At 54.1% G+C, this 14,109-nt stretch carries 12 protein-coding genes; 8 read left to right on the forward strand and 4 right to left on the reverse strand.

Annotated elements, in window-relative coordinates; translation table 11 throughout:
- The first annotated feature begins 54 nt into the window (after window positions 1-54).
- On the forward strand, window positions 55-975 hold the full coding sequence (gene lpxP, locus BFV63_RS15465; RefSeq protein WP_086527955.1) for a kdo(2)-lipid IV(A) palmitoleoyltransferase: 921 nt from the start codon (window positions 55-57) through the stop codon (window positions 973-975).
- Window positions 976-1,334: 359 nt separating this feature from the next.
- On the forward strand, window positions 1,335-1,406 hold the full coding sequence (ypdK, locus tag BFV63_RS23115) for a membrane protein YpdK (protein ID WP_099458937.1): 72 nt from the start codon (window positions 1,335-1,337) through the stop codon (window positions 1,404-1,406).
- A 58-nt stretch (window positions 1,407-1,464) separates the two neighbouring features.
- Here the strand turns inward: ypdK and alaC are convergent, their stop codons facing one another.
- Window positions 1,465-2,700: an alanine transaminase gene (gene alaC, locus BFV63_RS15475; RefSeq protein ID WP_023314600.1), complete on the reverse strand. Its 1,236-nt coding sequence runs from the start codon at window positions 2,698-2,700 to the stop codon at window positions 1,465-1,467.
- 386 nt (window positions 2,701-3,086) lie between these two features.
- Between alaC and BFV63_RS15480 the strand changes: the two genes are divergently transcribed.
- Together BFV63_RS15480 and BFV63_RS15485 are read left to right on the forward strand one after the other, a co-directional pair.
- Window positions 3,087-4,784, forward strand: coding sequence for a sensor histidine kinase (locus tag BFV63_RS15480; protein ID WP_003861356.1), 1,698 nt, complete (start codon window positions 3,087-3,089; stop codon window positions 4,782-4,784).
- Window positions 4,785-4,797: 13 nt separating this feature from the next.
- Window positions 4,798-5,529 (forward strand): LytR/AlgR family response regulator transcription factor, encoded by a 732-nt coding sequence (locus BFV63_RS15485; protein WP_003861354.1) that lies wholly within the window; start codon window positions 4,798-4,800, stop codon window positions 5,527-5,529.
- Between the two features lie 35 nt (window positions 5,530-5,564).
- Here BFV63_RS15485 and glk read toward each other — a convergent pair whose 3' ends face one another.
- Window positions 5,565-6,530 carry a glucokinase gene (gene glk / locus BFV63_RS15490; RefSeq protein ID WP_003861352.1) on the reverse strand — a complete coding sequence of 322 codons (966 nt, stop codon included), beginning with the start codon at window positions 6,528-6,530 and terminating at the stop codon, window positions 5,565-5,567.
- A gap of 205 nt (window positions 6,531-6,735) precedes the next feature.
- On the opposite strand from glk, the gene BFV63_RS15495 reads away from it, so the two are divergent.
- A complete protein-coding gene (locus BFV63_RS15495) occupies window positions 6,736-7,971 on the forward strand; it encodes an ion channel protein (RefSeq protein ID WP_045896737.1) in 1,236 nt (411 codons plus the stop codon).
- Here the strand turns inward: BFV63_RS15495 and ipdC are convergent, their stop codons facing one another.
- On the reverse strand, window positions 7,972-9,630 hold the full coding sequence (gene ipdC / locus BFV63_RS15500; RefSeq protein ID WP_069597566.1) for an indolepyruvate decarboxylase: 1,659 nt from the start codon (window positions 9,628-9,630) through the stop codon (window positions 7,972-7,974).
- Window positions 9,631-9,816: 186 nt separating this feature from the next.
- Here ipdC and mgrA point away from each other — a divergent pair, with 186 nt between their 5' ends.
- On the forward strand, window positions 9,817-10,815 hold the full coding sequence (mgrA, locus tag BFV63_RS15505) for an L-glyceraldehyde 3-phosphate reductase (protein WP_048240425.1): 999 nt from the start codon (window positions 9,817-9,819) through the stop codon (window positions 10,813-10,815).
- Between the two features lie 126 nt (window positions 10,816-10,941).
- Window positions 10,942-11,289, forward strand: coding sequence for a DUF2502 domain-containing protein YpeC (ypeC, locus tag BFV63_RS15510; RefSeq protein ID WP_003861345.1), 348 nt, complete (start codon window positions 10,942-10,944; stop codon window positions 11,287-11,289).
- A 33-nt stretch (window positions 11,290-11,322) separates the two neighbouring features.
- Here the strand turns inward: ypeC and BFV63_RS15515 are convergent, their stop codons facing one another.
- Window positions 11,323-12,561 (reverse strand): Nramp family divalent metal transporter, encoded by a 1,239-nt coding sequence (locus BFV63_RS15515; protein ID WP_003861343.1) that lies wholly within the window; start codon window positions 12,559-12,561, stop codon window positions 11,323-11,325.
- A gap of 345 nt (window positions 12,562-12,906) precedes the next feature.
- Between BFV63_RS15515 and nupC the strand changes: the two genes are divergently transcribed.
- Window positions 12,907-14,094 (forward strand): nucleoside permease NupC, encoded by a 1,188-nt coding sequence (gene nupC, locus BFV63_RS15520; protein ID WP_003861341.1) that lies wholly within the window; start codon window positions 12,907-12,909, stop codon window positions 14,092-14,094.
- Window positions 14,095-14,109: the final 15 nt, after the last annotated feature.

Consider the following 14,109-nt stretch of genomic DNA (forward strand, 5'->3'; position numbering starts at 1 on the left):
CACGTGGTATCGCGAAGTCTGCGCTACCTTCACAGGCTTTACATAGGTTCCACTATTTTGTCTCAATCCAAATTTCAGCGGGCGTTTCTGCACCCGCGCTACTGGTTTACGTGGTTTGGCCTTGGCGTACTTTGGCTGCTGGTTCAACTTCCTTATCCCGTGATCCGTTTCCTGGGTTCGAAGCTCGGCAGCGCATCGCGTCACTTCCTTAAGCGTCGTGAGTCCATTGCCCGAAAAAATCTCGAACTTTGCTTTCCGCATTACAATGCGCAGCAGCGCGAAACGCTGATTGCGGAAAACTTTAAATCTATCGGTATGGCGCTGCTTGAAACCGGTATGGCCTGGTTCTGGCCAGACGAGCGTGTCCGTAAATGGTTTGACGTGGAAGGTCTGGATAACCTGAAACGTGCCCAGATGCAAAACCGCGGCGTGATGGTTGTGGGTGTGCATTTTATGTCGCTTGAGCTGGGTGGCCGCGTTATGGGCCTTTGTCAGCCGATGATGGCAACCTATCGCCCGCATAACAGCGCGCTGATGGAATGGGTACAAACGCGGGGCCGCATGCGTTCAAATAAGGCGATGATCAGCCGTAACAATTTGCGCGGTATGGTTGGCGCCCTGAAAAAAGGTGAAGCAGTCTGGTTTGCCCCGGATCAGGACTACGGTCCTAAAGGCAGCAGCTTTGCCCCTTTCTTTGCGGTTAAAGATGTCGCTACGACGAACGGTACCTTTGTGATTTCACGTCTCTCAGGCGCCGCGATGTTGACGGTGACCATGGTCAGAAAAGCGGATAAGTCAGGCTATCGTCTGCATATCTCCCCAGAGATGGCGAACTATCCTGAAGATGAGAGTGAAGCCGCGACCTTTATCAATAAGGTGATTGAGTTTGAGATTATGCGTGCGCCTGAGCAGTATCTGTGGATGCACCGCCGCTTTAAAACCCGTCCCCTGGGCGAAGCCTCACTCTATATCTGACCCCTTTCGAAGGTTAGTTTCGCTAAGAAACTAACCTTTTCAAACACCTGTAATCACAGTGCGTAACGGCTTTTATCGACCGTCGCTCAACAGGCATTTATTGCGTACCGAAATCAAACTGTCGCCGTTCCACGACACTCGTAAGTGTCGGAAATTATTTAAAAAAATGCCTCTTGTCACTCCTGAAATTTAGGCGTACATTAGCGCCGTCTGGCGACAGGAAAGCACAGAATTCAGAGCTGAAGTTAGCGACGTAACGGGATAATTCCGATTTCCCCTTTCGCATGATTTCAACTCTCTATACTCAGTTGGACTCTGTTTTTTTAATGCGTACCGGAAGATACGCGGAGCGATGAAACGTGAAATATTTCTTTATGGGCATTTCGGTTATTGTTTTAGTTTGGGCCGGAACGTTTGCTCTGATGATCTAGTTAAGAAAATGCAGTCAAAAAAACAGGCGCCGTTGGCGCCTGTTTTTTTTGGGGTCTGTTACGACTCGGGTTGTTCCGCAACGCTCTTCGCTGCAAGCAGGCCATCCGCACGGAACATGCTTTTAATGCCCCGCACTGCCTGACGGATACGGTCGCTGTTTTCAATCAGCGCGAAACGCACATGCGTGTCACCGTAGTCACCAAAGCCAATGCCTGGAGAGACGCAAACCTTCGCGTCCTGAAGCAGTTTTTTGGCAAATTCCAGAGAACCCATCGCCGCATACGGCTCAGGAATTTTCGCCCAGACGTACATAGAGGCTTTAGGCATTTCCACCATCCAGCCTGCTTCATGAAGCCCTTTTACCAGCACATCTCGGCGGCGTTTATACTGAGCGGCAATATCGAGCACGCATTGCTGATCCCCTTCCAGCGCCGCGATGGCCGCGACCTGTAACGGCGTAAAGGTGCCATAGTCATGGTAGCTTTTAATACGCGCCAGGGCACTCACCAGCGTTTTGTTTCCCACCATAAAACCAATTCGCCAGCCCGCCATGTTGTAGCTTTTCGACAGGGTGAAAAACTCAACCGCCACATCACGGGCACCCGGTACCTGCATAATTGACGGCGCTTTCCAGCCATCATAAACGATATCGGCGTAGGCGAGATCGTGTACCACCAGCACGTCGTAACGCTTAGCCAGCGCGACCACTTTCTCGAAGAATTCGAGTTCAACGCATTGTGCCGTTGGGTTTGACGGGAAACCGAGGATCATCATTTTCGGCTTCGGATAGCTTTCACGAATCGCCCGTTCCAGCTCGTTAAAGAAGTCGACGCCTTCCACCAGCGGGACAGAACGCACCTGCGCCCCGGCAATCACCGCCCCATAGATGTGAATCGGGTAGCTCGGATTCGGCACCAGTACGGTATCGCCGTGATCCAGCGTCGCCAGCATCAGGTGGGCCAGCCCCTCTTTGGAGCCAATGGTCACAATCGCTTCATTTTCAGGATCGATATCGACCTGATAACGATCCTGATACCAGCGGGAGATCGCCCGACGTAAGCGTGGAATGCCGCGTGAGGTAGAATACCCATGGGTATCGGGACGCTGGGCAACCGTGCAGAGTTTCTCAACAATGTGCGGCGGCGTTGGGCCGTCAGGGTTACCCATACTGAAATCGATAATGTCTTCGCCGCGCCGACGCGCAGCCATTTTCAGTTCAGCAGTAATATTGAAAACATAAGGGGGGAGACGATCGATACGCGTAAAACGGCGTTCAGGACTGAATTCAGCCATAGATTCCTCAGAGTCACGTTAGCGCCCGGACCGTCCGAGCGACGCTGCCACCCGTGTGGCGTGCTTAGAAAATAACCTGAAGAAAAAGACGCTGTCGAGAGGATAACGGCAAAACAATATTTTGCGCTAAAACGGGAATGCGATTGCAGTGAAAAGCGGAACCCTTATCGCGAACAGGCAGTTTTAAGCGCTACAATTTAACACAATATTTTCAGTATCGTTACCTGACGTTTCTCCCCAAACGGAAAAGCGCCGGCTTTCAGTCAAAAGCCAGCAATCCCCTTTGAGAATTATGGTTTTTCCCCATTTGATAAATCTGATGGATAGCTGGTCATCAGGCCCTATGTTTTCTATCATAGATTTTTCCCGTTTTCCCAGGCCTGACCGTGCACGAAATCTTCAATATGCTCCTCGCGGTGTTCGACCGCGCGGCATTAATGCTGATCTGTCTCTTTTTCCTTATCCGCATCCGCTTGTTCCGCGAACTGTTGCATAAATCTGCCCATTCGCCAAAAGAGCTGCTGGCCGTCACGTTTATCTTTTCGATGTTTGCCCTGTTCAGCACCTGGTCCGGGGTGCCGGTAGAAGGCTCGCTGGTGAACGTGCGCATCATCGCCGTCATGTCGGGCGGGATCCTCTTTGGTCCCTGGGTCGGGATTATCACAGGCATTATCGCTGGCACCCATCGATACCTGATTGATATTGGCGGCGTGACGGCAGTTCCCTGCTTTATCACCAGCATTATTGCCGGGCTGCTCTCGGGCTGGATTAACCGCAAAATCCCGAAAAAGCAGCACTGGCGTGCGGGGATTATCGCGGGGATGGTCTGCGAAACGCTGACCATGATCCTGGTCATCGTCTGGGCGCCAACCGTTGCGCTGGGGCTGGATATCGTCTCGAAGATCGGTATTCCGATGATCCTCGGGAGCGTCTGTATCGGTTTTATCGTGCTGCTGGTGCAAAGCGTGGAAGGCGAAAAAGAGGCCAGCGCCGCGCGTCAGGCCAAGCTGGCGCTGGATATCGCCAACAAGACGCTGCCGCTTTTCCGGCACGTTAACGCCGAATCTTTACGTCAGGTTTGCGATATCATCCGCCGTGATATTCATGCCGATGCGGTCGCTATCACCAATATTGATCACGTGCTGGCTTACGTTGGCGTTGGTGAGCACAATTATCGCGACAGCGACGACACCATCAGCCCGACCACCAGACAGGCGATTAACTACGGAAAAATCATCATTAAAAACAATGACGAAGCCCACCGGACGCCAGAGATCCACTCAATGCTGGTGATCCCGCTGTGGGAAAAAGGCGTGGTCACGGGGACGCTGAAAATTTACTACTGTCATGCGCACCAAATCACCTCCTCGCTCCAGGAGATGGCGATTGGCCTGTCGCAGATCATCTCCACTCAACTTGAGGTTTCGCGTGCAGAGCAGCTGCGCGAGATGGCAAATAAGGCAGAGCTGCGCGCCCTGCAAAGCAAGATCAATCCCCATTTCCTGTTTAACGCGCTGAACGCTATCTCCTCTTCCATCCGTCTGAATCCGGATACCGCGCGGCAGCTGATATTTAATCTGTCGCGCTATCTTCGCTACAACATTGAGCTAAAAGACGACGAGCAGATCGACATCAAAAAAGAGCTGTATCAAATCAAGGATTACATCGCGATCGAGCAGGCTCGCTTTGGCGATAAGCTGACGGTCATTTACGATATTGATGAAGAGGTCAACTGCGTGATCCCAAGCCTGCTGATCCAGCCTCTGGTGGAAAACGCCATTGTTCACGGTATTCAGCCGTGTAAAGGCAAAGGCGTGGTAACAATTAGCGTAACGGAAAGCGGTAACCGCGTGCGTATCGCCGTGCGCGATACCGGGCACGGCATCGATCCGAAAGTTATCGAACGCGTCAAATCAAACGAAATGCCGGGCAACAAGATCGGACTGCTGAATGTGCATCACCGGGTCAAACTGCTGTACGGTGACGGGCTGCATATTCACCGCCTTGAGCCGGGCACCGAAATTGCCTTTTATGTTCCGAATGAGCGAACGCCCGTGAATGCCCCCATATCCTTGTTGCCGTAGGCCGGAGTAACAGATGAAAGTCATCATCGTAGAAGATGAATTTCTGGCTCAACAGGAGTTGAGCTGGCTTATCAAAACCCACAGCCAGATGGAGATTGTTGGCTGTTTTGAGGATGGTCTGGACGTGCTGAAATTTTTACAGCATAACCGGGTCGACGCGATATTCCTCGATATTAATATTCCGTCGCTGGACGGCGTCCTGCTGGCGCAAAATATCAATCAGTTCGCCCACAAGCCGTTTATTGTGTTTGTCACCGCGTGGAAAGAGCATGCCGTGGAGGCCTTCGAGCTTGAGGCGTTTGACTATATTCTAAAGCCGTACCAGGAGTCGCGTATTATCAGCATGCTGCATAAGCTGGAAGCCGCGTGGCAGCAGCAGTCCTTACCCGCCAGTGCCAGCCCGGCAGCGCGGGAAAACGACACGATTAATCTGGTGAAGGACGAACGGATCATCGTCACGCCTGTCGACGATATTTACTATGCCGAAGCGCATGAAAAAATGACATTTGTCTATACGCGGCGTGAATCCTACGTCATGGCGATGAACATCACCGAATTCTGCAATAAACTCCCGGCCGCCCACTTCTTCCGCTGCCACCGCTCGTTCTGCGTCAACCTGAACAAGATCCGCGAAATCGAACCCTGGTTTAACAACACCTATATATTGCGGCTGAAGGATCTGGATTTTCAGGTGCCGGTAAGCCGCAGCAGAGTGAAAGAGTTCCGCCAGCTCATGCACCTGTAGCACGTTCCCTCTCCCGCAGGAGAGGGAAATGAGCGTCAGAGGATCTGACCAAGAACCTGACGCAGATGCGCGCCGGATCCCAGTAAGCCTGGGTTGTCGTGGACAATCAGGTAAACAGGAATGTCCTGGACATAGCTCCTGAAGCGGCCTTTGTCTTCGAAGCCGCCACGGAAGCCGGAGGCGGTAAAGAAATCGAGGAAGCGCGGCACGATCCCGCCCGCAATATAGACCCCGCCAAAGGTGCCAAGGTTCAGCGCCAGGTTGCCGCCAAAACGCCCCATGATGACGCAGAACAGCGACAAAGCACGGCGGCAGTCAATACAGCTGTCGGCCAGCGCGCGTTCGGTCACATCTTTCGGTTGCAGATTTTCCGGCAGACGACCGTCTGATTTGACAATCGCCCGATACAGGTTCACCAGACCCGGACCAGAAAGCACCCGCTCGGCCGACACGTGACCAATCTCGGCGCGTAGCTCCTCAAGAATAATGCCCTCTTCTTCGCTGTTCGGCGCAAAATCCACGTGACCGCCCTCGCCCGGCAGGCTGACCCAGCGTTTGTCGACGTGGACCAGGTGCGCCACCCCCAGACCGGTTCCCGCGCCGTAAACGGCAATCGGTTTGCCTTCAACCGGGGCCGTACCGCCGAACTGAATCAGATGCTCTGGTTTAAGCATTGGGATAGCCATGGAAACCGCAGTGAAGTCGTTGATAATTTCAAGGTGCGAGAAGCCGAGGTTTTTCCGCATTTCGGCAATTGAGAAGGCCCACGTGTGGTTGGTCATCGCCACCCAGTCGCCGGTAATCGGACAGGCGATGGCGATACAACCGTCTTCAACGCTCACTTTATGCTCTTCCAGATAGACGCGAACCACCGCTTCCAGGCTTGGGTAATCCAGCCCTGAATAGGTTTTCGCCTGAGAAATTTCACCGCTGTTCACATCGCACAGGGCAAGGCGCGCGTTGGTGCCGCCTACATCACCTACCAAAGCATACTTTGTCATTCTTCTACTGCTCCGCTAAAGTCAGAATAAATCTTTGGGACACTGTAAATTCAAGGCGTGATAACAACAACGACCAGAAGGTGACTGCCCATGGATTATCGATCTTCGTCACATAATAACTTTACCGTTTCAGCACCTTTTGCACTATTGCCACAATGCTGATTGTGCAAAGTAACGTTAAGCCGTTTTGTACAAGGAAATCATCATGCTCCATCCGCGAGCCAGAACCATGCTGTTATTGGCTGTCCCGGCGCTGATTATTGGCGTGGCGTCGAGCCTGGTGCTCATCGTCGTCATGAAAGTGGCGGCGGTGCTGCAAACGATTTTATGGACCGCGCTTCCGGTAAAACTCGGCATCAGCAGTGACTCGCCGGGCTGGATCATGGTGATGCTGACCCTGACCGGGATTGCCGTAGGGCTGGTGATCCGCTATAGCCCGGGCCATGCCGGGCCGGACCCGGCACTGGAACCCTTGATTGGCGCGCCTGTCTCCCCCTCGGCTCTGCCGGGGCTTATCATCGCGCTGATAATCGGTCTTGCGGGCGGCGTAAGCCTCGGGCCTGAACATCCCATTATGGCGGTGAATATCGCGCTGGCGGTCTTTCTGGGGGCGCGTCTTTTCCCGCGCGTTGGCGCGCTGGACTGGACGATCCTGGCCTCCGCTGGCACCATCGGGGCGCTGTTTGGCACTCCGGTCGCGGCTGCGCTCATTTTTTCGCAAACGCTCAGCAGTGATCATGAGGTGCCGCTTTGGGATAAACTCTTCGCGCCGCTAATGGCCGCCGCTGCGGGAGCCCTCACCACCAGCCTGTTTTTCCATCCCCATTTTTCACTCTCCATTCCCCACTACGGCCAGATGCAACTCACCGATATTTTCAGCGGCGCCGTCGTCGTCGCGATCGCCATTGCGTTGGGGATGGTCGCGGTGTGGTGTCTTCCTCGCCTGCATCGCCTGATGCACAGGCTGAAGCATCCGGTGCTGATTCTGGGCATGGGGGGTTTTATTCTGGGCGTTTTAGGCGCTATCGGCGGGACGGTTACGCTGTTTAAGGGTCTGGACGAGATGCAGCAGCTGGCCTTCAGCCAGGTCTTCAGCGTCTCAGATTATCTGCTGTTCGCGCTGGTGAAACTGGCGGCGCTGGTGGTCGCGGCGGCCTGTGGTTTCCGGGGAGGTCGTATCTTCCCGGCGGTATTTGTTGGCGTCGCGCTGGGGCTGATGCTGCATGAGCACGTTGACGCTGTCCCTGCGGCGATTACCGTCTCCTGCTCCATTCTGGGGCTGGTACTGGTGGTCACGCGCGATGCGTGGCTGAGCCTGTTTATGGCGGCCGTTGTCGTGCCGGATACCACGCTTCTGCCGCTGCTCTGTATCGTGATGTTGCCCGCCTGGCTCCTGCTGGCGGGCAAACCGATGCTGATGGCATGGCGAAACGACAGGTAATCAGGCGTTATTGCGCGCCTCCAGCGCTTTGGTCAGCGCGCTCAGCAGCGGCGGAATATCGGCTTTCGGCAGCATGACCTCGATCAGCGAAAACCGCTCATGGTGTGCCACTTTATCCAGCACCTCCGCCAGCGCTTCCGCTTCGCTGACGCGCCAGCACTCTGCCTGAGGCGCCAGGCTCAGCGCCTGCGGTATCTGCGTCCAGTTCCAGAGGGCAATATCGTTATAGCGCTGCTCCGGCCCGTGGATGGCCCTTTCCACCGTGTATCCTTCGTTGTTAAGCACCAGAATAATCGGGCGCTGCTTGTCGCGCAGCATGGATCCCAGCTCCTGAATGGTCAACTGCGCGGCGCCGTCGCCCGTCAGGACAATCACGCGTCGGTTCGGACACGCCGTTTGCCCGCCAAACGCCGCCGCCAGCGTGTAGCCAATCGATCCCCACAGCGGCTGGACGATAAAGTTCACGTCCGCCGGTAAACGCAGATCGATAGCGCCGAAAGCAGACGTCCCCTGGTCAGCCAGAATAATGTCTCCGGGGCGAATAAACGTTTGCAGGGTACGCCAGAAGCTCTCCTGAGTCAGCGCCCCTTCAATAGTCGGGAACGAAAAGCTGCTGTGATCCGATGGCGCTCGCGTATCACGAACATAGGTTTTACACAGCGCTGTCAGCGTTTCAATGGCCTCCCTCATCGGGATACCCGTAAACCAGACGTCGCCGACGCGGGACGCGTGAGGCTGAACCTCTATCGTCTGGTCTGGCGTAAGCTGGTGGGTAAATCCGGCAGTGAGCGTATCGGTAAAGCGCGTGCCAATGCACAGCACCGTATCAGCACCCTCGATGGCCTCTTTGACCGGCGCGGCGCTCGCCGATCCGCTGTAGGTGCCGTAAAAACCGCTCTGTCGTTCGTCAAAAATGCCCTTGCCCATCAGCATGGTGGCGTGTGCCATCGGCACCTCTTTCACCCACGTCTGAAGGGCCGCGCGCAGACCGTGGCGGAGTACCAGGAAGTCCGCTAACAGCGCGGTGCGTTTGCTCGTAGACAAGCGCTTTTCGGCAGCCTCACGGAACGCCTGCAAGCAGGCTGAATCGGCCGGTGCGGGGTTAACAGTGAGAGCGCTTACAGGAGGTGTAGAGGCTTTTTTCGCCACATCGGCGGGCAGCATCAGATAGCCCGGACGGCGCTCCCGCAGCATGGTGGTCAGGACTCTGTCAATTTCATAGCAGGCGTTTTGTTCCGTAAGCACCGCCTGCGCAACGGTGATGGGTTCGCTCATATGATAGAAGTGGCGGAACTCGCCGTCGCCCAACGTATGGTGCAGTAACTCTCCTCGCTGCTGCGCCGCCATACCCGGGGCCCCTACAATATGGAGGACGGGAACATGTTCGGCAAAGCTGCCCGCCACACCGTTCATGGCGCTTAACTCCCCAACGCCGAATGTCGTCAGGAGTGCGGCAAAGCCCTTACAGCGGGCATAGCCGTCTGCGGCGTAAGACGCGTTCAGTTCGTTGGCACAGCCCACCCAGCAGATGTCCGGGCTGTCTATCACGTGATCGAGAAATTGCAGGTTATAGTCGCCCGGCACGCCAAACAGATGATCGGCACCACAATCTGTTAGTCGGTCCAGCAGGTAATCGGCGACGCAATAGGGGGTACGCATATTATAAGTGTCCTTCTGACGTTGACCTCACTCTGAGTATTAAATAAGCGTGAAGCGTGTCCAGAATTGACGACAATCAGGGGCTGGAAAGAATGCTTTACGAAAAAAGCTGCGCTATGCTCATTTTCTTCAGATTAGTGTAAACGTATACACGGATGTTTCTTTCCAGCGCCAGAGGTCTCACAAATGGGTTATCAGCCTGACAAAAATCGTTATCAGACAATGCAATATCGCCGCTGTGGGCAAAGCGGTCTTAAGCTTCCCGCCATCTCGTTGGGGCTGTGGCATAATTTTGGCGACGCGACGTTGCTCGAAAACAGCCGTCAACTTTTACAGCGTGCTTTCAATTTGGGTATTACGCATTTTGACCTTGCCAATAATTACGGCCCGCCTCCTGGTTCGGCCGAACGTAATTTTGGGCGCATTTTGCAGGAGGATTTCCTGCCCTGGCGCGATGAGCTGATCATCTCCACTAAAGCGGGCTACACCATGTGGGACGGGCCTTACGGTGACTGGGGCTCGCGTAAATATCTGGTCGCAAGCCTGGACCAGAGCCTCAAGCGTATGGGGCTGGAGTATGTCGATATCTTCTATCACCACCGCCCGGATCCACACACGCCGCTACGTGAAACCATGAAAGCGCTTGACCATGTGGTGCGTCAGGGCAAAGCGCTGTACATCGGTCTGTCCAACTACCCGGCAGAAATGGCACGGCAGGCGATTGAAATAATGGAGGATCTGGGCACGCCATGTTTGATCCACCAGCCGAAGTACTCCATGTTTGAACGTGCGCCTGAAGAGGGGTTGCTGGACGTGTTGCAGCAAAAAGGGGTGGGATGTATCCCCTTCTCTCCACTGGCGGGCGGACAGTTGACCGATCGCTATCTGAACGGCATCCCAGCGGATTCTCGCGCAGCAAGCGGCAGTAAGTTCCTTAATCCGGAACAGATCACCGACAAAAAGCTGGAAAAGGTACGTAAGCTGAATGCGCTGGCGGAAAAACGGGGGCAAAAGCTGTCGCAAATGGCACTGGCCTGGATCCTGCGCCACGATGCGGTGACATCCGTGCTCATCGGCGCAAGCAAGACCGGACAAATTGATGATGCAGCAGGCGTGCTTGAAAATTGTCGGTTCACGGCAGAAGAGCTCAAGACGATAGATACGATCCTGTCCAGTTCAGATTAAAAACACTTTTAGCAAAAAGTGCTCTCGTTCATGATTTAGGAGTTGAGGCGATGAAACGAATGTTTACCAACTCGTAAAATTGCGTTAACAGGCCGCACAGCGGCCCCGATCGTGAAGGAGAAGAGTATGTTCAGGTCACTGATTCTTGCAGCGGTATTACTGGCTTCGGCCCCGCTGGTCGCCAATGCGGGCGAAATCACCCTGTTGCCATCGATTAAATTACAAATTGGCGATCGTGATGACTACGGCAGATACTGGGACGGTGGCTACTGGCGCGACCGTGACTACTGGCATCGCCATTATGAATGGCGTCAAAACCGCTGGTGGAAACACGATAACGGCTATCACCGTGGCTGGGATAAGCGTAAGGCTTACGAACGCGGCTACCGCGAAGGCTGGAAAGATCGTGACGACCGCCGTGGCGGCTGGGGTCACGGAAAAGGCAGAGGCCACGGTCACGGCCATCACCATTAACAACAAAAAGGAGCCTTCCGGCTCCTTTTTCTTTTACAGGCCTGCGGCTGTGCCTATCAGCAACCACAAGTTTAACGCCACCACCACGACCACAATGGCCCACCCGGCGCGTTTCACCCACGTCGAATTCACCAGATCGCCCATCAGTGATTTGTTGCTGGTGAAGATCAGCAGCGGCACCAGCGCCAGCGCAATCCCGAAACTCAGCAGCACCTGACTCATCACCAGAATGCGGGTCGGATCCAGTCCCATCAGGATCACAACAAAGGAAGGCAGCATCGTGACCGAGCGGCGAACCCACAGCGGAATATGGAAACGTACGAACCCCTGCATCACCACCTGCCCGGCCAGTGTCCCCACAACCGTAGATGAAAGGCCCGCAGCAACCAGGCTTAAACCAAAAATAGTGGCAGCGGCATGACTCAGCAACGGCTCCAGCGTCAGGTAAGCCTGGTCAAGATCGGCAACCCCGGTATGCCCGTTAAAGTGGAACGCGGCGGCGGCGGTGGCCATCATCGCCAGATTCACAAATCCGGCAATGGTCATCGCGATAGCCACATCCCATTTCGAGGCGGAGTAGCGCTCTTTACTCGTCCCGCCATGCAGATTCTGGGTTAATGAAGAGTGTAGATAAATGACGTGCGGCATAATTGTCGCCCCCAGCACCCCGGCAGCCAGAAAAACGGCTTCAGAAGTGGGTAACGACGGGATCACCATCCCTTTCGTCAGCTGCGCCAGATTCGGCTGGGAGAAAATCAGCTCAACAATATAGGCGGCAGCGACGAACAGCAGCAGGCCGCCGATAACTTTCTCCAGCGGTTTTTGCCCCCGCCGCTGGAGCATCAGAATCAGGAAAGTGGCGATACCGGTTAGCACGGCCCCCTGAAGCAGAGATACGCCCAGAATAAGCTTAAAGCCGATCGCCGCCCCGATAAACTCGGCGAGATCGGTGGCCATGGCGATAATTTCCGCCTGAACCCAGTAAAACCAAACTGCCGGACGTGGATAATGATCGCGGATTTGCTCCGCCAGGTTTTTTCCGGTAGCAATACCCAGCTTCGCGGAGAGCATCTGAATCAGCATCGCCATCAGATTGGCCCAGACCACAACCCACAGCAGTTTATAGCCGAAACTGGCCCCGGCCTGAATGTTGGTCGCAAAATTACCCGGATCGATGTAGCCAATCGCGGCAATGAATGCCGGTCCCATTAATGCGAGCCGCAGCTTGCGTGCCGCTCTGCCGCTGCTACTCTCTACGCGACTATTCGTCATTTCTGCCTCTGGAAATATAGCCTTTGCTATGTTTTATGCTATCAAAATGAGAATGATTATCAAGTTCATTTGAAATGGTTAACATGATTTCTCTGATAGCCAGGAACGATAGACAGGCAGGTGGAGCAAGGTCACAGAATGTGAAAATGCGCAGACATTTGTGAAGCGTAGCACACAAACTTAACTTTTCACTCATTTACCTAACATAACAAAAATGTATTGTTGATCACTATTTTTGAGACTCGTCACAGGATGTAACTATAGTGTGGGCTTGATCTCGTTTTCTTTGTGCTTGTTACATAGAATGTGCACGGAAATTAAACCTGCCTCATATTTGGAGCAAATATGGACCGCGTCCTTCATTTTGTCCTGGCACTTGTTGTCGTTACTGCACTTGCATTGCTGGTCAGCACAGACCGCAAAAAAATTCGTATTCGCTATGTTGTCCAGCTGCTGGTCATTGAAGTTTTACTTGCGTGGTTCTTCCTGAACTCCAACGTAGGCCTCGGCTTCGTGAAAGGCTTCTCCGAAATGTTCGAAAAACTGCTCGGATTTGCCAACGAAGGGACCAACTTCGTCTTTGGCAGCATGAACGATCAGGGTCTGGCCTTCTTCTTCCTGAAGGTACTCTGCCCTATCGTCTTCATCTCTGCCCTGATCGGTATCCTTCAGCACATCCGCGTTCTTCCGGTGGTTATCCGTGCGATCGGCTTCCTGTTATCGAAAGTTAACGGCATGGGTAAACTGGAATCCTTTAACGCAGTCAGCTCACTGATCCTCGGTCAGTCTGAGAACTTCATTGCGTATAAAGATATCCTCGGCAAGATGTCCCGTAACCGCATGTACACCATGGCGGCAACCGCAATGTCTACCGTTTCCATGTCTATCGTGGGCGCGTATATGACCATGCTGGAACCAAAATACGTGGTTGCGGCCCTGGTTCTGAACATGTTCAGCACCTTTATCGTTCTTTCGCTGATTAACCCGTACCGCGTGGATGCCAGCGAAGAGAACATTCAGATGTCTAACCTGCACGAGGGGCAGAGCTTCTTCGAAATGCTGGGTGAATACATTCTGGCGGGTTTCAAGGTTGCAATTATCGTTGCCGCGATGCTGATTGGCTTTATCGCGCTGATCGCTGCGCTGAACGCCCTGTTTGCGGCCGTACTCGGTATCTCCTTCCAGGGTATTCTGGGCTACATCTTTTACCCGGTTGCCTGGGTGATGGGCGTGCCCGCTCACGAAGCGTTGCAAGTGGGCAGTATCATGGCAACGAAACTGGTATCCAACGAATTCGTGGCGATGATGGATCTCCAGAAGATTGCCAGCACACTCTCCCCACGTGCGGAAGGGATCCTGTCCGTCTTCCTGGTCTCCTTCGCGAACTTCTCTTCCATCGGTATCATCGCTGGCGCGATTAAAGGCCTGAACGAAGAGCAGGGTAACGTGGTTTCTCGCTTTGGCCTGAAGCTGGTTTACGGTTCAACGCTGGTGAGCGTCCTGTCTGCCTCTATTGCAGCACTGGTTCTCTAATTCATACCGCGTAAT

The sequence above is a fragment of the Enterobacter hormaechei subsp. xiangfangensis genome, from assembly GCF_001729785.1.
Classification (GTDB): domain Bacteria; phylum Pseudomonadota; class Gammaproteobacteria; order Enterobacterales; family Enterobacteriaceae; genus Enterobacter; species Enterobacter hormaechei_C.

Coding starts and splice junctions, on each gene's coding strand:
- alaC (WP_023314600.1), bottom strand. CDS start 2,700: ATGGCTGAATTCAGTCCTGAACGCCGTTTTACGCGTATCGATCGTCTC.
- BFV63_RS15485 (WP_003861354.1), top strand. CDS start 4,798: ATGAAAGTCATCATCGTAGAAGATGAATTTCTGGCTCAACAGGAGTTG.
- glk (WP_003861352.1), bottom strand. CDS start 6,530: ATGACAAAGTATGCTTTGGTAGGTGATGTAGGCGGCACCAACGCGCGC.
- BFV63_RS15495 (WP_045896737.1), top strand. CDS start 6,736: ATGCTCCATCCGCGAGCCAGAACCATGCTGTTATTGGCTGTCCCGGCG.
- ipdC (WP_069597566.1), bottom strand. CDS start 9,630: ATGCGTACCCCCTATTGCGTCGCCGATTACCTGCTGGACCGACTAACA.
- mgrA (WP_048240425.1), top strand. CDS start 9,817: ATGGGTTATCAGCCTGACAAAAATCGTTATCAGACAATGCAATATCGC.
- ypeC (WP_003861345.1), top strand. CDS start 10,942: ATGTTCAGGTCACTGATTCTTGCAGCGGTATTACTGGCTTCGGCCCCG.
- BFV63_RS15515 (WP_003861343.1), bottom strand. CDS start 12,561: ATGACGAATAGTCGCGTAGAGAGTAGCAGCGGCAGAGCGGCACGCAAG.
- nupC (WP_003861341.1), top strand. CDS start 12,907: ATGGACCGCGTCCTTCATTTTGTCCTGGCACTTGTTGTCGTTACTGCA.